Origin of the sequence: Streptomyces avicenniae (assembly GCF_000719135.1) — a bacterium.
GTDB lineage: Bacteria > Actinomycetota > Actinomycetes > Streptomycetales > Streptomycetaceae > Streptomyces > Streptomyces avicenniae.
Genome location: NZ_JOEK01000009.1, coordinates 249,770 through 271,071 on the forward strand (window position 1 = coordinate 249,770; position 21,302 = coordinate 271,071).

The following is a 21,302-nucleotide window of genomic DNA, read 5'->3' on the forward strand; positions in this document are numbered from 1 at the left end:
GCGACCTGGTGCCGTCCGGGGGCCGCGCTCGGCAACGGGTTCCGGCCGGAGACTGCGCGGCGAGGGGGGCGGGTGGGCAGTGCGGCGGCCCGGTCTCCTGCGTGGGGAGACCGGGCCGCGTGTGCGGGCGCCGGTCCCGAGGCACGGCTGACGGCTCGGGACCGGCGTCGCGGTGGTGCGGTGGTGCGGTGGTGCTGGCCGGGTGACCGGCCGTCCGTGCGGAGTGAGCCGCACGGACGGGGCGGTCCGGTCACCCGGCCGTACCTGGGTGGTGCGAGGCGGCGGGATCAGGCGGTCGGGTCAGGCCGCCGGAACGCGCCGCCGTGGCGGCGGGTCAGGACTTCTGCTCGACCCTGACCCAGTCCACCTCGGCCTGGACGCCACCGGCGGCGATGCGGTCCACGCTGGACTGCGGCAGACCCCAGTACGGGCTGGTGACGCCGTTGTACCCACCGGGGTAGGCGCCGCCGAGCGCCAGGTTGAGGATGACGTACTGGTTGCTGTCGAAGACCCACTCGCCGCGCGTCGCCTCGACCTTCTGGCGCGTCAGCTCGTGGACCAGACGGTCGTCCACGTAGAAGCGCTGGGCCGTCGGGGTCCACTCGACGCTGTAGTTGTGCCACTGGTCGATGGACTGCCCCGCCGGGAAGGTCTGGGAGGCGCCGATGTTGCCGTCGGCCGAGTAACCGGGGCCGTGGATACCGGCGCTGGTCCAGTTGGCGTAGCCGATGTTCTCCATGATGTCGATCTCACCACTGCCGGGCCAGGACACGTTCGGGTCGTCCACGTTGCTGCCCAGCAGCCAGAAGGCGGGCCAGAAGCCGTCGCCGACAGGCATCCTGATACGGGCACTCACACGGCCGTAGGTGAAGTCGTACTTGGTGTTCGTGTCCACGCGGCCCGAGGAGAAGTCGTACACCGCGCCGTTGGGGGCCGTGGTGCAGCGGACGCAGTAGTTGGCGCGCAGCCGCAGGGTGCCACCGGCGACCTGGACGTTCTGCGGGGAGTCCACGTACGCCTGCGACTCGCCGTTCACCGAGTTCATGGTGGAACCGGTGGTGACGACGCGCCACTTGTTGCGGTCGATGGCGGTGCCGTTGAAGTCGTCGAGGAACGTGGTGCGGTAGGTGCCGTTCGACTCCGCGGGCAGCGGGGCGTACTGCACCGAGCCGCTGCCGCCCGTGCCCCAGACCTGGAACTCGTAGAGCGAGTAACCGAACTGGGCGGTGGACGGCGCCGGGTTGTAGAAGGAGCGGCGCTCGACGCCGAGCATCCTGATGTACCGGGCATTGGCCGGGGTGCTCAGGGTGACGGTGTCGTGGCGGCCCACGGCCTCGCCCGGGCCCTGGATGTTGGCGCGCCGCGCGGCGACCTCGGAGGCCGAAGGCTGCCACACCGTACGCCAGTTGCGGTTGTCGTCCGAGACCTGGATGCGGTAGTCCACGGCGTACGCGGCCTGCCAGTACAGATCGACGGACGTGATGCGCGAGGTGGCGCCCAGGTCCACGCCGACCCAGCGGTTGGCGTTCCAGTCGCTGGCCCAGCGGCTGACGTCGTCCCGCAGGTTCGCCGGGTAGCCGCCGTCGGTGACGTAGGCCGGGGAGTGCGCGGCGTCCTGGTAGAGGTCGCCGTAGGCCGGGTGGTTCAGGGCCAGGTTGGTGGTCGTGGTGGAGGCCGGGGCGGTCACGCCGCCGTAGACCTCGAAGGAGAAGAGCGAGTAGCCCCAGGGGGTCGCACGCTCGATACCGCGCAGCCGGACGTAGCGGCCGGTGACTTCCTGCGGGTAGGTGCGGGCGGTGATGTTGCCGCCGGTACCGGCGTTCTCGGTGAAGAACGAACGCCAGTTGGTGCCGTCGGAGGAGACCTCCAGGGCGTAGCGGCGGCCGAAGGCGGCCTCCCAGGCGAGGCGGACCTCGGTGATGCGGAAGGTCGAGCCGAGGTCGATCGCGACCCAGGCGTTGTCCGCGAAGTTGCTCGACCAGCGGGTGGTGCCGTTGCCGTCGAAGGCCCGGCTGGCCGCGTACTCGGCGTTCTCCGCGCCCGAGGAGGTGACGCGGGTGGGGCTGATGGCGGCGGACGAGGCGGCCAGGTCGCTGTTCCAGGCCGCCGCCCCGACCCCACCCGTGGGGTCGGCGGCGGCGGTGTTGCTGACTCCGGTGACGATGAACAGGAGGGCCACGCCGAGGGCGAGGATCCTGCTGCGTGCACGTATCCGACTGCGGAACATGACGCTCCACTTCTGCTCATGGGGTGATGCAGGGAAGGTGGTGACCCTTCGTCAAACGCCTCGCGAAGAAAGTGAGAGCGCTCTCAGATACCTGTGATGGTCACGAGCAGATTGCGTGCATGTCAACTATGGCGTCAGGTTCCGGAACCGGTTACGGATTCCCGGGTCAGCTTGATGCTGTCGGCGTACCACTGACCGCTGTCCTTCACGGTCCGGCGCTGGGTGTCGTAATCCACCCGGACGATGCCGAACCGCTTGTCGTACCCGTAGGCCCACTCGAAGTTGTCGAAAAGGGACCACGCGAAGTAGCCGCGGATGTCCGCGCCCGCCGCGCGCGCCTTGGCGACCGCCCCGATGTGGTCGGCGAGGTAGGCGGTGCGGTCCGTGTCGTGGACCGTGCCGTCCTCCTCCGAGGTGTCGTCGAACGCGGCGCCGTTCTCCGTGATGACCAGCGGCACGCCGTAGTCCTCGTGCAGACGCACCAGGAGGCTCGTCAGGCCCTCCGGGACGATCTCCCAGTCCATGTGGGTCACCGGGCGGCCGAACGGGACGCCACGGACCACCGGGAGGCCGTCCTCGTCCGTCGTGGCGCCGTTCTCGTCGGTGCCCGCGAACTGGTGGCTGGTGTAGTAGTTGACGCCGACGACGTCCAGCGGCGTGGAGATGATCTCCAGGTCGCCGTCCTCGACGGGCAGTTCGATGCCTCGGGACGCGAAGTCCTCCAGCAGGTCGGCCGGGTAGCGGCCGTGCACCAGGGGGTCCATGTAGATCCGGGTGCCGAGGGCGTCCGCGCGGCGCTGCGCGGCACGGTCGGTCTCCGAGTCCGAGGCGGGGATGGTGTGGCCCATGTTGAGCGTGATGCCCAGGTCGAGCGGGCCGGTGGCGCGGGCCCGCAGGCGCTGCGCGGCGAGGCCGTGGCCCAGCAGCAGGTGGTGGACCGCCTTCATGGCGTCGCCGAAGTCCTTGCGGCCCGGCGCGTGGACACCGAGGTGGTAGCCCAGCATGGCCGAGCACCAGGGCTCGTTCAGCGTCGTCCAGTGGACGACACGGTCGCCCAGCGCGTCGTACGCCAGCTCGGCGTAGTCGGCGAACCGGTAGGCCGTGTCACGGGCGGGCCAGCCGCCCGCGTCCTCCAGCTCCTGCGGGAGGTCCCAGTGGTAGAGCGTGACCCAGGGCGTCACGCCCCGGTCGAGCAGGGTGTCCACGAGGCGGTCGTAGAACGCGACGCCCGCCGGGTTGGCCGGGCCACGGCCGCCGGGCTGGATGCGCGGCCAGGCCAGGGAGAAGCGGTACGTGTCCACGCCGAGACCGGCGATGAGGTCCACGTCCTCGGGCACGCGGTGGTAGTGGTCACAGGCGATGTCGCCGTTCTCCCCGTTGACCACGGCGCCCGGGACACGGCAGAACGTGTCCCAGATCGAGGGGGTGCGGCCGTCCTCGTCCACTGCACCCTCGATCTGGTACGAGGAGGTCGCGACCCCCCACCGGAAATCGGTGGCCAGTTCGGGGAAGGAGACGGCCACCGGCGCGGCGTCAGGCCGGCCGGACGGCGTTGCGATGGAGGTCATGGTGCTGTCGTCGCTCCTGTATGTTGCGCGGTCGGTCGGTCAGTGCTCGGCGTGCAGCCAGCAGGCGACGCTGCGGTCGCTGCCGGGCGTGGGCGGCGCGAGGACCGGCACGCGCTGGTCGCACGGCTCGAACTTCCGCGGGCAGCGCGGGTGGAACGCGCAGCCCGAGGGCATGGCGGTCAGGTCGGGGGGCGAACCGGGGATACCGGTCAGCTCCCGGCGGGGGCCGTGCAGCGCGGGGAACGAGTGCAGAAGCCCGTGACTGTACGGGTGGTTCGACGTCTCGTAGATCTCCTTGCTGCCCGCCTCCTCGACGATTCTGCCGCCATACATGATCGCGATGCGGTCGGAGAACTCGATGAGCAGCGAGATGTCGTGCGTGATGAAGACGACCGAGAAGTCCAGCTGGGCGCGGAGCCTGGTCAGCTGGCGCAGGATCTGGCGCTGCATCACGACGTCGAGGGCCGTGGTGGGCTCGTCCAGGATGACGATGTCCGGGTCGAGGGCCAGCGCCATGGCGATCATGACGCGCTGGCGCATGCCGCCGGAGAGCTGGTGCGGGTAGCTGCCGAGCCGGTCCCTGGAGATGCCGACCAGGGAGAGCAGTTCGGCGGCGCGCGCGTCACGGGCGGCCCTGGGCATGTCGGCGCGGTGCGCCTTCAGGACGTCGGTGAGCTGCGAGCGCACGGTGTGCACCGGGTTGAGGGAGTTCATCGCCCCCTGGAAGACCAGGGAGATCTCCTGCCAGCGGAAGGCGCGCAGCTGCTCGCTGCCGAGGTCGAGGATGTCGATCGGCTCGCCCTTGCGGGGGTGGTAGATGACCTCCCCGCCCGTGATGACGCCGGGGGGCGACAGGAGACGGGTGACGGCGTAGGCGAGCGTGGACTTGCCGCTGCCTGACTCCCCGGCGAGGCCCAGGACCTCGCCGCGGTGCAGGGTCAGGTTGACGTCACGGACGGCGTGCACCGCCTTGGACCCGAGCCCGTAGTCAACGTTCAGGCCGCGAATGTCGAGAACGGCTGGCGTGGTCACCGGAGGTTCCCCTTTCCTTTGGATACGGCCGGCGGGTCGGTGGGTTCCGACGGGGCCGTACCGTGCGGGGCGGCGTGCCGCGGGGCGCCGGTCGCGGGGCGACCGTCACGGACCACGGGGGTGAAGCCGACACGCATCTTGACGGAACGCTCCGCGCGCCCCTGGCTCCTGAGCCGGGGGTTGATGAACTCGTCGATGCCGAAGTTGATCAGCGAGAGCGCGGTGCCGAGCAGCGCGATGCACAGACCGGCGGGGACGAACCACCACCACGCGTCCTGGGCGAGGGCCTGGTTGCTCTGGGCCCAGAACAGCACGGTGCCCCAGTTCCAGTTCGAGATGTCGGCGATGCCCATGAAGGCGAGCGTGATCTCGGACAGGACGGCGAAGATGACCGTGCCGATGAAGCCGGAGGCGATGACCGGGGTCAGGTTCGGCAGCAGCTCGAAGACGATGATGCGCCAGGTGGACTCGCCGGACGCGCGGGCGGCCTGCACGTAGTCCCGGCCGCGCAGGGACAGGGTCTGGGCCCGCAGGACGCGGGCGCCCCAGGCCCAGGAGGTGAGCCCGATGACGAGGGCGATGATGAGGTCGCCCGTCTCCGGCAGGAAGCTGGTGATGATGATGATCAGCGGCAGGGACGGGATGACGAGGAAGACGTTGCTGACGGAGGACAGCACGTCGTCGCCGACACCGCCAAGGTATCCGGCCGTGACACCGATGAGGACGCCGAGGACGGTCGCGATCACGGCGGCCAGGAGGCCCACCAGGAGCACGCCCCTGGTGCCGACCAGGATCTGCGAGAAGATGTCCTCGCCGGTCTGGGTCGTGCCGAACGGGTGGTCCCAGGACGGCGACTGGAGCAGGTCGTCGCTGCGCGCCGACGGGTCGTAGGGCGCCAGGGCCTCGCCGAAGATCGCCATCAGCAGGAAGACACCGAGGATGCCGAGGCCGATGGCGGTCTTGCGGTTGCGCAGGAAGCGGAACCTGTCGCGGCGCGGGGCCGCCGCCTCGGGGGAGGCGATGGCGGCTTCTGTGGCTTGCAGGGCCATGTCGTTACCCCTCCCGCCGGGTGCGTGGGTCGAGCAGCAGATAGACGATGTCGGCCACCAGGTTGGCCGCCAGCACCGCCAGCGTGATGAAGAGGAAGACCCCCTGCATCAGCGGGTAGTCCTTCGCGCTCACGCCCTGGTAGAGGACGAACCCGATGCCGGGGTAGGAGAAGACCATCTCCACGAGCAGGGTGCCGCCGACGATGAAGCCGAGCGACAGGGCGAAGTTCGAGATGTTCGGCAGGATGGCGTTGCGCGCGGCGTAGGAGAACATCACGCGGCGCTCGGACAGGCCCTTGGCCTGCGCGACGAGCACGTAGTCCTCGGCGGTGACGGACACCATCATGTTGCGCATGCCGAGGATCCAGCCCGCGATGGAGCTGATGATGATCGTCACGCCGGGCAGGACGCCGTGGTACAGGGCGCTGCCGATGAAGTCGAGGTCCCAGCTGGGGACGAACTCGTTGCTGTAGCCGCCGGACGCGGGGAACCACTGCCACTGGACGGCGAACACCGCGATGGCGATGAGGCCGAGCCAGAAGTAGGGGATGGCCGCGAAGAAGGTGGTGACCGGCAGCATCGAGTCGAGCCACGAGCCGCGCCGCCAGCCCGCGAGGATGCCGAGGCCGGTGCCGAGCAGGAAGCTGATGACCGTGGTGAGGCCCATCAGCGTCAGGGTCCACGGCATGCTCTGGCTGATGATGTCGGAGACGCCGGTCGGGAAGTAGGTGAACGACGTGCCGAGGTCACCGTTGAACAGGTTGCCCCAGTAGTCGAGGTACTGCCGCCACAGGGACGTCTCGTTGTCGAGGCCGAACAGGACCCGCAGGGAGTCGATGGCCTCGGTGCTGAGCTGGCCCTGGTACCGGTTGATCAGGGACTGCACCGGGTCGCCCGGCATGAGGCGCGGGATGAAGAAGTTGATCGTGATGGCGGCCCACGCCGTGGCGGCGTAGAACAGCACCCGCTGGATGAAGTACCTCACGCCGGAGCCCCCTTGAGGACCGGACGCTCCTCGGCGTCCTCGGCGTACAGCCAGCAGGCGGCCCACTGGCCGCCGGGCAGGTCGAAGCGCGGCGGCAGCTCGGTGCGGCAGCGTTCCATCGCCTTCGGGCAGCGCGGGTGGAACCGGCAGCCGCTGGGCGGGTTGATGAGGCTGGGCGGCTCGCCGGCCCGGTCGTCGTCCTCGGTGGCGACGACGGCCTCGGCGACCGCGTCGGCGGCCTCGGTGGGCTCACCCGCCGGGGCGCCCGCCTCGACGGCGACACGGTCCGGGTCGGGCGCGGAACCGATGAGGAGCTGGGTGTACGGGTGCGCGGGGCGCTGGGTGACGGTCTCGCTGTCGCCGCCCTCGACCATGCGGCCCGCGTACATCACCAGGGTCTCGTCGGCGAAGTACCGGGCGGACGCGATGTCGTGGGTGATGTAGAGGATCGCCAGGTTGAGGCGTTCCTTGAGGTCGCGCAGCAGGTTCAGGATGCCGAGGCGTATGGAGACGTCCAGCATGGAGACCGGCTCGTCGGCGAGCAGGACCTGCGGGTCGGCCGCCATGGCGCGGGCGATGGCGACGCGCTGGCGCTGGCCGCCCGACAGCTCGTGCGGGAACGAGTCGAGGTAGCGCTCCGGCGGCGTCAGGTGGACGCGGCCGAGCAGCTCCTTCAGGGCCTGCTCCAGGTCCGCCGCCGTGTTCCCGGCGCGCTTGTGGATCTTCAGCGCGCGGGTGAGGTGGTAGCGGATGGTGTGCGTCGGGTTCAGCGAGCCGAACGGGTCCTGGAAGATCATCTGGACCTGGCGGCAGTACGCGCGGAAGGCGCGCCCGCGCGCGGCGCGGACCGGCTTGCCCTGGAGCAGCAGCTGCCCGCCGGTGAGGGGGTACAGCTGGGCGAGGAGCCGGGCGATGGTGGACTTGCCTGACCCGGACTCGCCGACGACGGCGGTGACGGTGCCGCGGCGGAGCTTCAGGTTGACGTCGTCCACCGCGTGGACGACCGGCCGGTTGCGGTCGGCGAGGTTGCGGAGGTTGCGCCGGACGGCGAAGTGCTTGCTGAGGTCCTTGGCCTCCAGCACGATCTCGCGGTCCGACACCGGCACTTCCGCCGTGGGTGGATCGGGGATTTCGGGCATGACTTGGTGTCCTGTCGTACGAGGGCGAGAGGCGCCCGCCCCCGCCGCGGTGCTGGCGCGTGGTGTGGATGCGGCGGGGGCGGGCGGGTCTGGCGGACCCGGCGGGGTCCTTGTCACTCGGGCCTTGTCAGGCGGTCCTCGTCATCGGGGGGCCTGGCCACAGGTCCTGACGGCGTGCTGGGGGGGTGCCCGTCGTCAGTTGGCTGCTTCGAGGTTCAGGACGACCTCAAGGGCACCACGCTGCGTGGGCTGCGGCGGGGCGTACGGGTCTTCCTCCGTCGGCCAGCCGGTCCAGTTCCTGGTGCTGTACTCGGCGCCGATGGGACCGGCGACGGTCGGGATCATCGGGACCTCGTCCACCAGGATGCGCTGCAGCTCGAACAGCGCCTCGTTGCGGGACTCCTCGTCCGGGGCCTCGCGGTAGGCGGCCAGGGCGGCGGTCGCGTCCTCGTTCTGGAAGCGGCCGAAGTTGCCGCCGGGGGACGCCTCACCGATCGGCTTGTACAGGTCGCCGTCCATGATGTTGGCGTACATGTCGTACGGCGTCGCACCGGTGTTGGTCCAGTGCAGCGTGGCGTCGAAGCCGCCCGCGTTCACCGCGTCGGTCCAGGCGTCCACGGTCTGCGTCTCGACGCTGGCCTCGATGCCGATCTCGGCGAAGTTGTCGCGGATGATCGACAGCGCGGTCAGGTAGTCGGACCAACCGGCCGGGTCGGTGAGGGTCAGGGAGACCGCCTCGCCGTCCGGGGTGCGCAGGGTGTCGCCGTCCAGCTCGTACCCGGCCTCTTCGAGGACCGCGCGGGCGCCCTCGACGTCGGGCTCCTGCACGACGCCCTGGAACTCGGGGGCGAGGAACGACTCACCGGCGGGCAGCGGGAGACCGGTCGGGTTCTCCAGCAGCGGGTACAGACCGGCGTGGGCCTGCTCGCTGATGGCGGCCCGGTCGATGACCATGCTCATCGCACGGCGCAGCGCCGGGTCGTCGAACGGGGCGCGCTCGTTGTTGATCCACAGGCCGTGGATGCCGAGGCCGGTCGGGAACCACAGCTTGTGGTTCTCCTCGTCGCGGGCCACGAAGACGTTCTCGTAGTCCGGCATGAAGACGAAGGACCATTCGCTGTCGCCGTTGGCGAGGGCGGTGGTCTGCGCGTTGTTGTCGTTGTACGACGTGTAGCGCAGCTCCTGGACCTCGGGCAGGTCCTGCCAGTACTCGTCCCGCACGACCAGCGTGATGGTCTGCGGGGTGAAGGTGTCCAGGGTGTAGGGGCCGGTGCCGACCGGGTCCTGGTTCTCGAACATCTCCGGGCTCTCGACCTCGGCCCATATGTGCTCGGGCACGATGTAGGTGTCCAGGATGCGCGTCTGGTTCACGTACTGCGAGGACTCGAAGGAGACGGTGACGGTGTTGCCGTCGAGCGCCACGTCCGAGTAGGGCAGACCCGCGGTGTTCAGGGCCGGGGTGTTCATCAGCAGTTCGAAGGTGAACGCGATGTCCTCGGCGGTGAACTCCTCGCCGTCCGACCAGGTGGGGCCCTGGCGCGCGGTGAAGGTGACCTGCGTGAAGTCCTCGTTGAACTCCCACGACTCGGCGAGCCACGGGTCCGGGTCCTGGTCGGGACGGACCGGGTTGGTCATCGCGAGGGGTTCGTAGATCATCGCGCGGTAGCCGAGGGAGGCGCCGGCGGAGGTGTCGAGGAGCGGGTTGTTGTTGTTCGTCTGCGGGCCGTTCGGCATGCCGACGTTCAGGACGCCGTCGCCGTTGCCGCTACCGCCGGGACCCGAAGCCCCTTCGCCGCCGCCGGAGCAGCCGGCGATGACGCCGAGCGCGATGACCACGCTGGCGGCGGTCGCGAGCGTTCTGCGCGAACGCGTACGGACTCTCATCTTCTGGAACCTCCCGTAGGGCAATGCTGTTCTCTCGGCGCCCTGTCGTGCACTGTCCCGGTGGTGCTGGGACCGGCGCCGTTCTTCTTCTCTCAAGGTCTTGCGGTGGCGCGCCGCCCGTCGGCGCTGTGGGGGGTGCGGGGTGGTGAGGACGGGGGGACCGTCAGCCCGGCGCGGAGGACCGGACGACGAGTTCGGTGGGTAGCACGACCGGTTCCGTGTCCAGCGGGATCACGCCGCCGAGATGGTCGAGCATCCGCCGTGCCGCCGTCTCGCCCATCGCCCGCATGGGCTGTCGGACGGTGGTGAGGGGCGGTTCTGTGTACGCCGCGATCGGGATGTCGTCGAACCCGATCACGGCGACGTCGTCCGGGACCCGGCGACCGGCTCCCCGCAGGGCGTGCAGGGCTCCGGTGGCGCTGAGATCGTTGTGCGCGAAGACGGAGTCGAAGTGCAGACCGTCGGCCAGCGCGCGTTCGATCAGGGTCTGTCCGCTGCGGACGGTGAAGTCGCCGGACAGGACGTACTTCTCGGTCAGGGCCACGCCGTTCTCGCGCAGCACCCTCCCGAAACCTGTGAGCCGGTCCTGCACGCAGCCGAAGTGCCGGGGCCCGGTGATGGTGAGGGGGGCGCGGCATCCCGAGGCGAGCAGGTGGTTCGCCGCCGCGGCGGCGCCCTCGGCGTTGGTGGTGGCGACCGAGGGGAACTCGGGGCGCTGCCCCCGGTCGTCGATCATGACGAGCGGCAGGCCCTGGTGGTGGAGCGCGGCGATCATCCGCAGCGTGTTCTCCGGCTCGACGACCAGCACGCCGTCGAAGGCGCGGGCGGAGACCTGGCTGGTGAACTGCGCCATGGACACCTCGCCGCGGTTGCAGGTGAACAGGAGCAGGCCGTACCCGGCGGCCTCCACGGTGTCCGCCACGCCCTGGACCATCTCGCCGACCCAGGGCCAGGTCAGGGAGGGCACGAGCATGGCCAGTGTGCGGCTGCTGCCGCGGGCGAGGCCGACGGCGCGGGAGCTGGGCACGTAGCCCAGCTCGGCTATCACGGCCCGGACGCGGTCCGCGGTCTCGGAGTCCACCTCTCCCTTGCCGTTCAGCACGCGCGAAACGGTGGTCTTGCTGACCGCCGCGGTACGCGCGACGTCGGCGATGGTGACACGCATGGACTGGGCTCCTCGGCACACTGAGGGCTGCCGTCCGACTCGGCGGCAGCGCCGACACCGGTTCCGGAACCGGTTCCGGCGATGTTGCGTGGGAGTTAACCGGCTCGCTCCGAAGCCGTCAAGAGATGGCGGTTCGGTCTTTTGAGGAGCACTCAGGGGGCCACATGCCTTCACAGGTTGAACGAGGAAAACGTTGCACTTGGCTTGACCAGCGTCGCCGTCTCATGGTCACGATGACATCTCGTTCCACGCTCCCTTGCGTGAGACCTGTGTTGTCCCTGGTGGGAGACGGTATGCAGGTTTGAGGTGACTGCCCACGGGGCAACCGGCCTCGATTCGGTAACGGTACGGACCAATGCCCGATCCGTCCCCCCGCTCTCACCGAGCGTGCCCGCTCTCGTCACCCTGCGCGTCGGGGCGCCGGGGTCGTCCCCCGCGCGGTCCGCCATCCGGCGGACCGGACGCGGCGGACGGCCTGTCGGCCGGGGCCTCCTCCGCCGCGCCTGGCACCGTGCCCCGTGCGGCGGCGGCCCCGGCGCGGACCCCGGATCGAGGAGTGCACATGCAGATCGGTTACAAGCTGGCGTCCGAGGCGTTCGGGCCCGACGAGTTGGTACGGCAGGCCGTGGCCGCCGAGGAGGCGGGCTTCGACTTCGTCGAGATCAGCGACCACTTCCACCCCTGGCTCGACAACCAGGGTCACTCCCCCTTCACCTGGAGCGTGCTCGGCGCCATCGCCGCGCGGACGGAGCGGATCGGCCTGGCCACCGGCGTCACCTGCCCCACCGTCCGCTACCACCCGGCGGTCGTCGCCCAGGCCGCCGCCACGCTCGCCCTCCTGTCGGGCGGCAGGTTCACGCTCGGCGTCGGCGCGGGTGAACGGCTGAACGAGCACGTCGTCGGCCGCGGATTCCCCGACTCGGTCCCCGTCAGGCACGCGATGCTGCGGGAGGCGCTGGAGATCATCCGGCTGCTGTGGCGCGGCGGTTACCGGTCCTACGAGGGCACGTACCTGCGGCTGGAGGACGCGCGGGTCTTCGACCTGCCGGACGAGCCGCCGCTGATCGCCGTGGCGGCGGGCGGGCACGAGGCGGCCCGGCTCGCCGCCGAGATCGGCGGCGGCCTGTTCGCCACCGAGGCGCGGCCCGAGCTGGTGTACACCTACCGCGAGGCGGGCGGCCGTGGCCCGGCCTACGCCGAGGTGCCGCTCGCCTGGGCGCCGGACGAACGGACCGCCGCGCGCGCCGCGCTGGAGACCAACCGCTGGGCGGTCACCGGCTGGAAGGTGATGAGCGAGCTGCCGAACCCGGTGAACTTCGAGGCGGCCACCACCACCGTCCGCGAGGAGGACATGCTGCGGCAGTTCGCCTGCGGCGCCGACCCCGACCACCATGTCGCCATGGCCCAGCGGTACGTGGACGCGGGCTTCGACCGGCTGGCGCTGCTGAACGCGGGCCCCGACGCGGACGGCTTCCTGGCGTTCTTCCGCGACGAACTGGCGGGCAGGCTGCGCGCCCTGACCCCGCGCGGCGCGAGGGTCTGAGCCGCCGGACGCCGCGCGGCGGGGATGACGGCAGAGGCGGGGGCGCGGACCGGTCCTGGTCCACGCCCCCGCCGCCGGCCGGGGTCAGGGCATGTCAGCGGGCGTTGCCCGTGCTCCACAGGATGCGGCCGTCCGCCGAGCGGATCACCACGTCACCTGCGGCCCGGACGACGAGCGTCGCGCCGGGATTGCCCTCCGTGCCGCTCGACCACAGGACGAGCCCGGTGACGTCCACCAGCGCCAGCGAGCCGTCCTCGCGGAACTCGCCACGCACGCCCGTGCTCCCGGCCATCCCCGCGTCCCAGACCCACTGCTCCTGCGCGTCGCGCAGGACGAGGTTGTTGGCGCCCACGGGCGGCGGCACGTCGTCGTCGGTGGGACGCGTGGCGGTGGTCGCGTCGCCCTCGTAGCGCAGCCGCGCCGTGCCCGAGCTGACGACCTCGCCGCGCGCGAGGATCGCGGGCGCGGCCACCACGCGGTCGCGCGGCGGGCCGCCGCCCGGCGGGATCGCGCCGTCCGCGAGCAGCCGCAGCGCCGTCAGCGAGGGCGTGAACGCGTACACCCCGCCTTCCGTGCGCACGAACTGGCGCAGCGTCAGCTGCACGTTCCCCTCGCCGCCCGGGCCCCCGGCGGGGAACGAGACGCTGCCCTCACGCCCGAGCACCGCGTCACGGCCGACCGGCGTGTCCCGCACCGGGAAGTCGTGGCCGTCGATCCAGGTGCGCTGGACGAACTCGAACTGCGCGATCAGGTCGGCCTGGTAGCTGACGAAGACGAGACCGCGCGGGGCGTCGGGCCCGTTCCCCCCGCCCGCCGCCGGGTCGAACGGCAGGCCGAACGGGATGCCGCGCCGCATGAGGCGCCGCCCGTCGAGCGCGCCCTTCTGTTCGAGCGCCGCCTCGTCGTCCGCGTTCACCAGCAGGCCGTCGCGCGGGTTGCACTTCCGCATGTGGGAGCAGAGCGGCGTGATGCGGCCCTCGAAGTCGTCGGCGAACGTCACGTCGTTGTCCGCGTCGCCGACGAGCACGGCGGCCGGGTCGGCGTCCGGGTGCTTGGTGACCGGCGCGCCGGACCGCCAGCGGCCGAAGAGGCGCGCCGCCAGCCACTCGGAGCCGACGTCCTCGGGGACGGCGCCCGCGTCCTTGAGCAGCCGCAGCTGGTCGGCGACCTGCGCCCACCAGCCCGGCACGTCCTGGGCGAGGCGGCGCACGGCCTGGAACGAGCCGTCGGCCATCCAGTCGGGCAGGTAGGGGCCGAGCCGGTGGTCGGTCGGGTGGCCGTGCACGATCTCGCCCGCGGGCAGGACGCGTGTGCCCGGCTTGCCGCGCTGGTGCTGCGGGTCGTCAGGGTCGCGCTCGTCGAAGCCCTCCACGGCGGGCTGGCTGATGCCGTCCTTGAAGCCGAAGTGCTCCTTGCCGCGCCGGTCGCCGGTCAGCGTCGCGCCGTACTGTTCGAACGACACGGTCACGCGGTGGGACGCGGCCTCCTGCCGCTCCCTGGCGAGCGCCGCGTGCAGGTCCTCGACGCGGTCGGCGGCCACCGTCAGGACGGCGTGCACGGGCAGGGTGTGGTCGGCGCCGAACAGCCAGCCGGACGGCGCGTTCTCGCCGGTGTCGCCCAGCGAGGCGGCGCGGGCGGCCATGCCCTGGATGAACGCCTCCTGCGAGCTGCCCCGCGGGACGTCCGCGTACGGGGCGCCGCCGACCAGGGTCACGAGGCCCGGGTGCGTGAAGCTGACGGAGCGCCAGACGGCGTTCATGTTGTGCGGGTCGTCGCCGCCGGAGTTGCGGCGGGCGCGGCTGAACTCGGTGTTGAACGCGGCGACGTCCCGCGTCGTCGCGATGCGGTGCCGCAGGCGGCCGAGCCAGCGGCGGGCGCGCTCGCCGCCGCCGAAGGTCAGGAACAGGAGCTGGACGTGGTCCTTCTTGAAGCCCGCGAGGACGTCGCCCTGGATCTCGGTGCTGCGGCGCAGCGGGAGGTCGGGCGCCTGGCTCGGGGCGTCGCCCTGGTGCGGGACGGGCGGTGGGACGGGCCGGGTGGTGACGCTCTCCGGGGCGCGGGGCGCGGTCACCGGCGGCGCGGTCCTGGGCGGTGCGGTGTCGGTCAGCGTGGTCGTGACGGAGCCGGTCCTGGCGGACGTGGACGTGGAAGCCGACGCCGACGTGGAAGCCGACGCCGACGCGGCCTCGGACGCGGACGTGTCTGAGGTGTCTGCGGTGTACTCCATGGTGTTCCCCCGTTGTGCAGCAAGCGTGTGCGACAGATCCCCACGCGGCCGTGGGCGGTGACGCCCGGCCGCATGGGCGAACGTACCGATCAGCCGGTCACGGAGGGTCGCCATGGCCGTCAATCCACTCGTTCAGGGGAATCGGGGGCAGTGGGGGCCCGGTCAGGAGGCGAGCGCCGCGAGCCGGCGCTGCGCCGGGCGCAGGGACCGGCGCGCGCGGTGCAGGCCGCTCCACGGGTCGCCGCGATCGGCGAGCCGGTCGGGGAGCGTGCGCAGGGTCCAGTCGCGCGGGCCGAGGCCGGGGTCGTCCACCTCGTCCCAGGTCAGCGGGGTGGCGACCGGCGCGTGGGGCCTGGCGCGCACGGCGTACGGCGCGACGGCGGTCTGCGCGTAGGCGTTGCGCTGGGTGTCGAGGTAGAGGCGGCCTTCCCTGCGGTTCTTGCGGATCTCGGTGGTCAGCAGGTCGGGACGGCGCGCGGCGAGGGTGTCGGCGACGTCGCGCGCGAAGGCGCGCACGGTGTCGAAGTCGCTGTGCCCGTCGAGGGGGACGAGGACGTGCAGGCCGCGCGAGCCGGTGGTCATCACGACGGCGTGCAGGCCGAGTTCGCCGAGGAGGTCGCGCAGGTCGAGCGCCGCGCGCCGTACGGTCCCGAAGTCCGCGCGCGCCGTCCCGCCCTCGTCGCCCGACGGTGGGTCGAGGTCGAACACGAGGCGGTCGGGGTGGTCGAGGCTCTCCGTCCTGCTGAGCCAGATGTGCGGCGTGATGCACGCCTGGTTCGCGAGGTAGGCGAGGGTCGGCGCGTCGTCGCAGACGGCCATGGTGAGGCTGCCGCCCTCCTTGGGCACCTCCTGGCGGTGCACCCAGTCGGGGAAGTGCGCCGGGATGTCCTTGTGGAAGAACGACTTGCCCTCGTACCCGTCCGGGTAGCGCTCCATGGAGACGGGCCGGTCGCGCACGTAGGTGAGCATCGGACGGGCCACCGCGCGGTAGTAGGCGAACAGGTCCGCCTTCGTGATGCCGTCCTCGGGGAACATCTCCTTGTCCGGGTTCGACAGGGGCACCTGCCGCCCGCCGACCTGGATCTCCCGCTTCCTGCGTGCGCTCACCTGCGCCGGGTTCCCCTCCCCGCGGGGCGCAAACGGCGCGCGGGACCCGTGGGCGGCGCGGCGACCGGCCCCGGGTTTTGCGGGCGGAGGCGTCGGTTACCCGCCTCACCGGAGCGTGGTGGAACGGCCCGGTACGCACGGCGGTCGCTCACCCGCACCACGCCATGGACCGCACAACGCCGGAGGAAAGGCAGGCATCCCATGCGCATCGCGTTCCTGGTGGCGCCGGAAGGCGTCGAACAGGTCGAGCTGACCGAGCCCTGGCGGGCTCTGACCGAGACGGGCGAGACCCCGCAGCTGGTCTCCACGAGGCCCGGCCACGTCCAGGCGTTCAAGCATCTGGACCACGGCGACACGTTCCCCGTGGACCGGACGGTGGACCAGGTGTCGGCCGGGGAGTACGACGCGCTCGTCATGCCGGGCGGCGTCGCCAATCCGGACGCGCTGCGGCTGGACGAGCGCGCGGTCGCCTTCGCGAAGGGCTTCTTCGACGCGGGCAAGCCGGTCGCGGCGATCTGCCACGCGCCGTGGACCCTCGTCGAGGCGGACGTCGTGCGGGACCGCACGATGACGTCCTGGCCGAGCCTGCGCACCGATCTGCGCAACGCGGGCGCGCACTGGGTGGACGAGCGCGTGGCCGTCTGCACGAGCGGGCCGAACACGCTGGTGACCAGCCGTCGTCCCGACGACCTCCCGGCGTTCGACGAGGCGATGCTCAACGAGTTCGGGAAGGCGATCGCATGAACCTCGACATCCTTCAGCCTCTCCTGAGCAGGCCGGGCCCGTGGGCGTCGGCCTACGTGGACACCTCGCGCACGGCCGAGAACGCCGTGCCGATCGACGAGCTCCAGGCGCGGGACACGTACGACCGCCTCGGCGAGCAGGGCGCGGACGAGGCGACGCGCCGCGCCGTCCGCGCCACGGTCGAGGGGCTCGACCGCGAGCACCTGGGGCACGCCGTCTTCGCGACGGCGGGCGAGACCGTGCTGACGGTCCCCCTCGCGCAGGCGCCGCAGTCGCCGCCGCTCACCGACTGGACGCCGCTCGCCCGGCTGGGCCCGCTGCTCGACCACGGCGGCCCTGAACCGCGCTGCCTGGTCGCGTACGTGGACCGCCGCGGCGCCGACTTCCAGCTGCGCGGCATCGGGCGGCACCCCTCCGACGCCGGTCAGGTGACGGGCCGCCAGTGGCCGATCCACCGGACGGCCAGGGACGACTGGGGCGAGCGGCACTTCCAGCTCGCCGTCGAGAACACCTGGGAGGAGAACGCCGCGGAGATCGCCGACGCGCTGGCGTCCGAGGCGGCGCGCTCCGGCGCGGAGCTGGTCGTCATCGCGGGCGACACGCGCGAGCGGCGCTCGGTGTGGGAGCGGCTTCCCGAGCCGGTGCGGCAGGTCGCGTACGAGTCGGAGTGCGGCGGCCGGGCGGCCGGTGCGGACAACCGGATGCTCGACGCGGAGATCGAGGCGGCGCGCGTGGACGTGGCGCGGCAGCGGGCGGCGGAGACGCTGGACCGTTTCCGGGCCGGGCGCATGCCGTCGTACGGCGACGCGGCCGAGGGCGTGCCCTCGCTCGTGGACGCGGCGACCGAGCACCGGATCGACGCGCTGCTGATGCGCACGGGCGGCCCCGACCTGCACCGCGACGTGTGGGTGGGCCAGGACCCCGACCAGATCGCGATGCGGCGCACGGACGCGCACGCCCTCGGCGTGCGGGACCCGTTCGCGGCGCGCGCGGACGACGCGCTGCTGCGCTCGGCCGCCGCGACCGGCGCCGAGGTCGTGCCGCTCCCCGCCGAGGCGGACGCGCGGGACGAGGACCTGGGGCCGCCGCTCGGCTCGATGGAGCTGCCCTCGGGCGGCGTCGGCGGCCTGCTGCGCTGGCCGTACCGGGACGGCGGCGTCCCGGGCGGCGGGCACCGCGCCGTGCCGTGGTGACGGCCGCCCGGCGTTAGGCGCGGGGCCCGAACGGGTACCCGCGCCCGGAATCGGACCGGGGACGCTGGGAGGCTCGGACATGACCGCGACGATCGACACGACCACGGACCAGTTCCTCGTGGACCTGGGACAGCAGCTGCGCGTGGACTCCGTACGCGCCACCTCGGGCGCGCACTCGGGCCATGCCACGTCGTCGATGTCCGCCGCGGACCTCATGGCCGTGCTGCTCGCCCGCCACTTCCGGTACGACTTCGACTGGCCGGACCACCCGGGGAACGACCATCTGATCTTCTCCAAGGGGCACGCGTCGCCGCTGCTGTACTCGATGTACAAGGCGGCGGGCGTGGTGACCGACGAGGAGCTGATGACGTTCCGCTCGCTGGGGAGCCGTCTCGAAGGGCACCCGACGCCGCGCCTGCCCTGGGTGGACGTGGCAACCGGGTCCCTCGGGCAGGGGCTGCCCATCGGCGTCGGCGTGGCCCTGGCCGGGCGCCGCCTGGACCGCATGCCCTACCGCGTGTGGGTGCTGTGCGGCGACAGCGAGATGGCCGAGGGCTCGATCTGGGAGGCGTTCGAGCACGCCGGGTACGAGGGCCTCGGCAACCTCACGGTGATCGTGGACGTGAACCGGCTCGGCCAGCGCGGCCCGACGCGCCACGGCTGGGACCTGGACGCGTACGCGCGCCGCGCCGAGGGCTTCGGCTGGCGCGTGGTCGAGGTGGACGGCCACGACGTGTCGGCCATCGGCGGCGCCTACGCGCTGGCGGAGGGCGAGGAGGACCGGCCCACCGTGATCCTGGCGCGCACCCGCAAGGGCCGCGGCGTGAAGGCCGTGGAGGATCAGGAGGGCAAGCACGGCAAGCCGGTCCCCGACGAGACGGAGGCCATCGCCGAGCTGGGCGGCATCAGGAACCTGCGTGTGGACGTCGAGCGCCCGCCCGCCGCGACGGCGCCGCGCCGCTCGCAGGGCGTGCACACGACGATGCCCGCCTGGGACAAGGGCGACAAGGTCGCGACGCGCAACGCGTACGGTGAGGCGCTGGCCGCCGTGGGGGCGGTCCGCGAGGACGTCGTGGCGCTGGACGGCGAGGTCGCGGACTCGACGCGCTCGGGGGTCTTCGCCGAGAAGTTCCCCGACCGGTTCTTCGAGTGCTACATCGCCGAGCAGGAGATGGTCGCGACGGCGGTCGGGATGCAGGTGCGCGGCTGGACGCCGTACGTCTCGACGTTCGCGGCGTTCCTGACGCGCGCGCACGACTTCCTGCGCATGGCGGCGGTCAGCCGGGCGAAGCTGAGCCTGGCCGGGTCGCACGCGGGTGTCGCGATCGGCGAGGACGGGCCGTCGCAGATGGCGCTTGAGGACATCGCGATGTTCCGCGCGATCCACGGCAGCACCGTCCTGTACCCCTGCGACGCCAACCAGACGGGCCACCTGGTCGCCGGTATGGCGGACCTGGAGGGCATCGGCTACCTGCGGACGTCGCGCGGCAAGATGACCGTCATCTACGGCGCGGACGAGCAGTTCCCGATCGGCGGCAGCAAGCTGCTGCGGGCCTCGTCCGACGACGTGGTGACCGTCGTCGCGGCTGGCGTGACCGTGCACGAGGCGTTGAAGGCGGCGGACGAGCTGGCGGACGAGGGCATCCGCGTGCGCGTCATCGACCTGTACTCGGTGAAGCCGGTGGACGCCCCCACGCTGCGTGAGGCGGCGGAGCAGACCGGCTGCCTGATCACGGTGGAGGACCACCACCCCGAGGGCGGGATCGGCGACGCCGTGCTCGACGCGTTCACGGACGGCCGCCCCGTGCCGCGTCTGCTGCGGCTCGCGGTCTCCTCGATGCCGGGCTCGGCGACCGAGGCGGAGCAGCTGGAGGCGGCGGGCATCGACGCCTCGGCCATCGCCACGGCGGTGCGCCGCCAGGCGGCCGACCACGGCACGGTCTGACGCCGCCCGCGGGCTACCCGGCCGCCGCCCCCGCCTTCCCGGCGAGGGTGGCGGCCTGGACGCGTTCCGCCGCCTCCTCGACCGCGGGAAGGTGCGCGAGGACGGCGCGGGCGCGCGCGGCCAGGTCGGCGGCCGAGGCGATGCCGAGGTCGGCGAGCGCCGCGTCGAAGGCGGGGGCCAGCTCACGGCCGAGGCCGGGCGCGTCCGCGTCGAGCACCATGTGGCAGCGGGCGAACGTCGCGGCGATCCAGAACATCACCTCGCGCTGACGGCCCGCCCTGATCAGCCGCAGGCTCCCGTCGATGGCGATCGGCCGGGCGGCGGGCGTCAGGTCGGAGCTGAAGGGGAACGGCGTACGGGCGACGGGCGCCGTCGCGTCGAACGTGCGGGCCAGGGCGTGCAGATGCTCCTCGGCGCGCCGCGCGGTGAGGTCCTGGCAGCCGAGCAGCCGCAGCAGGCCGTCGTACGCGTCGCCGAGGCCGTGGGACAGCAGGAGGTCGCGGACGGCGAGGTAGCGCAGCCGTACGGTCGGGTTGCGCAGGCCCGCGACGAGGACGACGTGCGTCGTGACGCCTGTCGGGAACAGCCAGGACGTCACGAGCCGCGGCCAGGGCGCGGTGGTGTCGAGGCCGGTCAGGGCGCGTTCGACGTTGCCGCGGGCCTCGGCGCGGCGGCGGCGCACCCAGCGCGGGTCGGCGAACGCGCGGCCGACCGTCGCGCGCAGCCTGGCCAGCTCGCCGTAGGGGTCGGCGAGCAGCGTGCCGCCCGGCACGACGTCGGTGCGGAAGGCCCCGGCGAGGTGGTAGGAGCCGAGGACGGCCTCGGGGTCCGCGAGCCGGGCGTGCGGCAGGTAGGAGACTTCGAGGAGCGCGCCCCGGTGCAGGAACTTGCCCGGCTTGTGGCCCTCGGGGAGTGTGTCGAGGACGACCATGACGTCCGTGTCGGAGCCGACCGGCACCTCGGCCCCGGGCGGCAGTGTCAGCGTGGAGCCGGTCAGGTAGGCGCCACGGAAGCCGGGCAGGCGGCTTCCGTGGCGTGTCACCCAGTCGGTGGCGGCGGCTCTGGCGTCCCCGACCAGCATCCCCTCAGCCCGCTCGGTCGAAGTGGGCCGCGGCCAGGTAGTCGGGCCTCGGGTCGAGGGCGGCGGCGAGCCTGAAGTGCCGCAGCGCCTCGTCGCCGCGCCCGGCGCGTTGCAGCGTGCGGGCGAGGGCGAAGTGGGCGAACGGGTTGTCGGGCTCGCGCTCCAGCACGAGGCCGAACTCCATCTCGGCGGCCCGCAGCTGCGCGGCCAGGAAGAACGCGCGGGCGCGCAGCAGGCGCGCGGCGGTGTTCTCGGGGTGCGCGCTGATGACCGGGTCGAGCAGCTTCAGGGCGCCGCGCGGGTCGCGGGCGTCGAGCAGGTGCTCGGCCGCGCGGTAGGCGATGACGTTGGTCTCCGGAGTGGCTTCGGGCACGGTTGTCCTCCTAGCGCTCGCTGCCGGACCGGCCCACGGA

Annotated in this window: 16 protein-coding genes; 4 read left to right on the plus strand and 12 right to left on the minus strand. The window is 72.3% G+C overall.

Features of this window, described 5'->3' with window-relative positions; translation table 11 throughout:
- Window positions 1-334: 334 nt before the first annotated feature.
- The 8 genes from IF27_RS16155 to IF27_RS16190 form a co-directional block, all read right to left on the minus strand.
- Window positions 335-2,227 carry a discoidin domain-containing protein gene (locus IF27_RS16155; RefSeq protein WP_052850290.1) on the minus strand — a complete coding sequence of 631 codons (1,893 nt, stop codon included), beginning with the start codon at window positions 2,225-2,227 and terminating at the stop codon, window positions 335-337.
- 134 nt (window positions 2,228-2,361) lie between these two features.
- Window positions 2,362-3,795: a GH1 family beta-glucosidase gene (locus IF27_RS16160; RefSeq protein WP_052850291.1), complete on the minus strand. Its 1,434-nt coding sequence runs from the start codon at window positions 3,793-3,795 to the stop codon at window positions 2,362-2,364.
- Window positions 3,796-3,834: 39 nt separating this feature from the next.
- Entirely contained in the window at window positions 3,835-4,827 is a 993-nt protein-coding gene (locus IF27_RS16165) for an ABC transporter ATP-binding protein (protein WP_052850292.1), read from the minus strand.
- Window positions 4,824-5,876, minus strand: a complete 1,053-nt coding sequence (locus IF27_RS16170) for an ABC transporter permease (RefSeq protein WP_110945951.1) — start codon at window positions 5,874-5,876, stop codon at window positions 4,824-4,826. The genes IF27_RS16165 and IF27_RS16170 overlap by 4 nt, the downstream gene beginning before the upstream one ends.
- A 4-nt stretch (window positions 5,877-5,880) precedes the next feature.
- A complete protein-coding gene (locus IF27_RS16175; RefSeq protein ID WP_052850293.1) occupies window positions 5,881-6,861 on the minus strand; it encodes an ABC transporter permease in 981 nt (326 codons plus the stop codon).
- Window positions 6,858-8,000 carry an ABC transporter ATP-binding protein gene (locus tag IF27_RS16180; protein WP_052850294.1) on the minus strand — a complete coding sequence of 381 codons (1,143 nt, stop codon included), beginning with the start codon at window positions 7,998-8,000 and terminating at the stop codon, window positions 6,858-6,860. The genes IF27_RS16175 and IF27_RS16180 overlap by 4 nt, the downstream gene beginning before the upstream one ends.
- 195 nt (window positions 8,001-8,195) lie before the next feature.
- On the minus strand, window positions 8,196-9,884 hold the full coding sequence (locus IF27_RS16185; protein WP_052850295.1) for an ABC transporter substrate-binding protein: 1,689 nt from the start codon (window positions 9,882-9,884) through the stop codon (window positions 8,196-8,198).
- 163 nt (window positions 9,885-10,047) lie between these two features.
- Window positions 10,048-11,049 (minus strand): LacI family DNA-binding transcriptional regulator, encoded by a 1,002-nt coding sequence (locus tag IF27_RS16190; protein WP_052850296.1) that lies wholly within the window; start codon window positions 11,047-11,049, stop codon window positions 10,048-10,050.
- Between the two features lie 562 nt (window positions 11,050-11,611).
- Between IF27_RS16190 and IF27_RS16195 the strand changes: the two genes are divergently transcribed.
- A complete protein-coding gene (locus IF27_RS16195; protein WP_052850297.1) occupies window positions 11,612-12,592 on the plus strand; it encodes a TIGR03557 family F420-dependent LLM class oxidoreductase in 981 nt (326 codons plus the stop codon).
- Between the two features lie 94 nt (window positions 12,593-12,686).
- On the opposite strand, the gene IF27_RS16200 is transcribed toward IF27_RS16195, so the two are convergent.
- Window positions 12,687-14,819, minus strand: coding sequence for a Dyp-type peroxidase (locus tag IF27_RS16200; RefSeq protein ID WP_223291074.1), 2,133 nt, complete (start codon window positions 14,817-14,819; stop codon window positions 12,687-12,689).
- A gap of 162 nt (window positions 14,820-14,981) precedes the next feature.
- Window positions 14,982-15,926 carry a non-homologous end-joining DNA ligase gene (gene ligD, locus IF27_RS16205; RefSeq protein WP_052850298.1) on the minus strand — a complete coding sequence of 315 codons (945 nt, stop codon included), beginning with the start codon at window positions 15,924-15,926 and terminating at the stop codon, window positions 14,982-14,984.
- Between the two features lie 201 nt (window positions 15,927-16,127).
- On the opposite strand from ligD, the gene IF27_RS16210 reads away from it, so the two are divergent.
- The 3 genes from IF27_RS16210 (at window position 16,128) to IF27_RS16220 (ending at window position 19,808) form a co-directional block, all read left to right on the plus strand.
- Complete coding sequence (locus IF27_RS16210) at window positions 16,128-16,670, plus strand: type 1 glutamine amidotransferase domain-containing protein (RefSeq protein ID WP_052850299.1); 543 nt, start codon at window positions 16,128-16,130, stop codon at window positions 16,668-16,670.
- Window positions 16,667-17,863: a baeRF2 domain-containing protein gene (locus IF27_RS16215; RefSeq protein ID WP_052850300.1), complete on the plus strand. Its 1,197-nt coding sequence runs from the start codon at window positions 16,667-16,669 to the stop codon at window positions 17,861-17,863. Before IF27_RS16210 ends, IF27_RS16215 begins: the two co-directional genes overlap by 4 nt.
- Before the next feature lie 79 nt (window positions 17,864-17,942).
- Complete coding sequence (locus IF27_RS16220) at window positions 17,943-19,808, plus strand: transketolase (protein ID WP_052850301.1); 1,866 nt, start codon at window positions 17,943-17,945, stop codon at window positions 19,806-19,808.
- Between the two features lie 13 nt (window positions 19,809-19,821).
- Here IF27_RS16220 and IF27_RS16225 read toward each other — a convergent pair whose 3' ends face one another.
- Both IF27_RS16225 and IF27_RS16230 read right to left on the minus strand, forming a co-directional pair.
- Window positions 19,822-20,889, minus strand: a complete 1,068-nt coding sequence (locus tag IF27_RS16225) for a hypothetical protein (protein ID WP_052850302.1) — start codon at window positions 20,887-20,889, stop codon at window positions 19,822-19,824.
- 4 nt (window positions 20,890-20,893) lie between these two features.
- Window positions 20,894-21,262: a tetratricopeptide repeat protein gene (locus tag IF27_RS16230; protein ID WP_052850303.1), complete on the minus strand. Its 369-nt coding sequence runs from the start codon at window positions 21,260-21,262 to the stop codon at window positions 20,894-20,896.
- Window positions 21,263-21,302: the final 40 nt, after the last annotated feature.

Excerpts from the sequence above, each read along its gene's own strand:
- IF27_RS16185 (WP_052850295.1), bottom strand. The coding sequence starts at position 9,884 with ATGAGAGTCCGTACGCGTTCGCGCAGAACGCTCGCGACCGCCGCCAGC.
- IF27_RS16190 (WP_052850296.1), bottom strand. The coding sequence starts at position 11,049 with ATGCGTGTCACCATCGCCGACGTCGCGCGTACCGCGGCGGTCAGCAAG.
- IF27_RS16225 (WP_052850302.1), bottom strand. The coding sequence starts at position 20,889 with ATGCTGGTCGGGGACGCCAGAGCCGCCGCCACCGACTGGGTGACACGC.
- IF27_RS16200 (WP_223291074.1), bottom strand. The coding sequence starts at position 14,819 with ATGGAGTACACCGCAGACACCTCAGACACGTCCGCGTCCGAGGCCGCG.
- IF27_RS16220 (WP_052850301.1), top strand. The coding sequence starts at position 17,943 with ATGACCGCGACGATCGACACGACCACGGACCAGTTCCTCGTGGACCTG.
- IF27_RS16195 (WP_052850297.1), top strand. The coding sequence starts at position 11,612 with ATGCAGATCGGTTACAAGCTGGCGTCCGAGGCGTTCGGGCCCGACGAG.
- IF27_RS16160 (WP_052850291.1), bottom strand. The coding sequence starts at position 3,795 with ATGACCTCCATCGCAACGCCGTCCGGCCGGCCTGACGCCGCGCCGGTG.
- IF27_RS16170 (WP_110945951.1), bottom strand. The coding sequence starts at position 5,876 with ATGGCCCTGCAAGCCACAGAAGCCGCCATCGCCTCCCCCGAGGCGGCG.
- IF27_RS16215 (WP_052850300.1), top strand. The coding sequence starts at position 16,667 with ATGAACCTCGACATCCTTCAGCCTCTCCTGAGCAGGCCGGGCCCGTGG.
- IF27_RS16210 (WP_052850299.1), top strand. The coding sequence starts at position 16,128 with ATGCGCATCGCGTTCCTGGTGGCGCCGGAAGGCGTCGAACAGGTCGAG.
- IF27_RS16180 (WP_052850294.1), bottom strand. The coding sequence starts at position 8,000 with ATGCCCGAAATCCCCGATCCACCCACGGCGGAAGTGCCGGTGTCGGAC.
- IF27_RS16155 (WP_052850290.1), bottom strand. The coding sequence starts at position 2,227 with ATGTTCCGCAGTCGGATACGTGCACGCAGCAGGATCCTCGCCCTCGGC.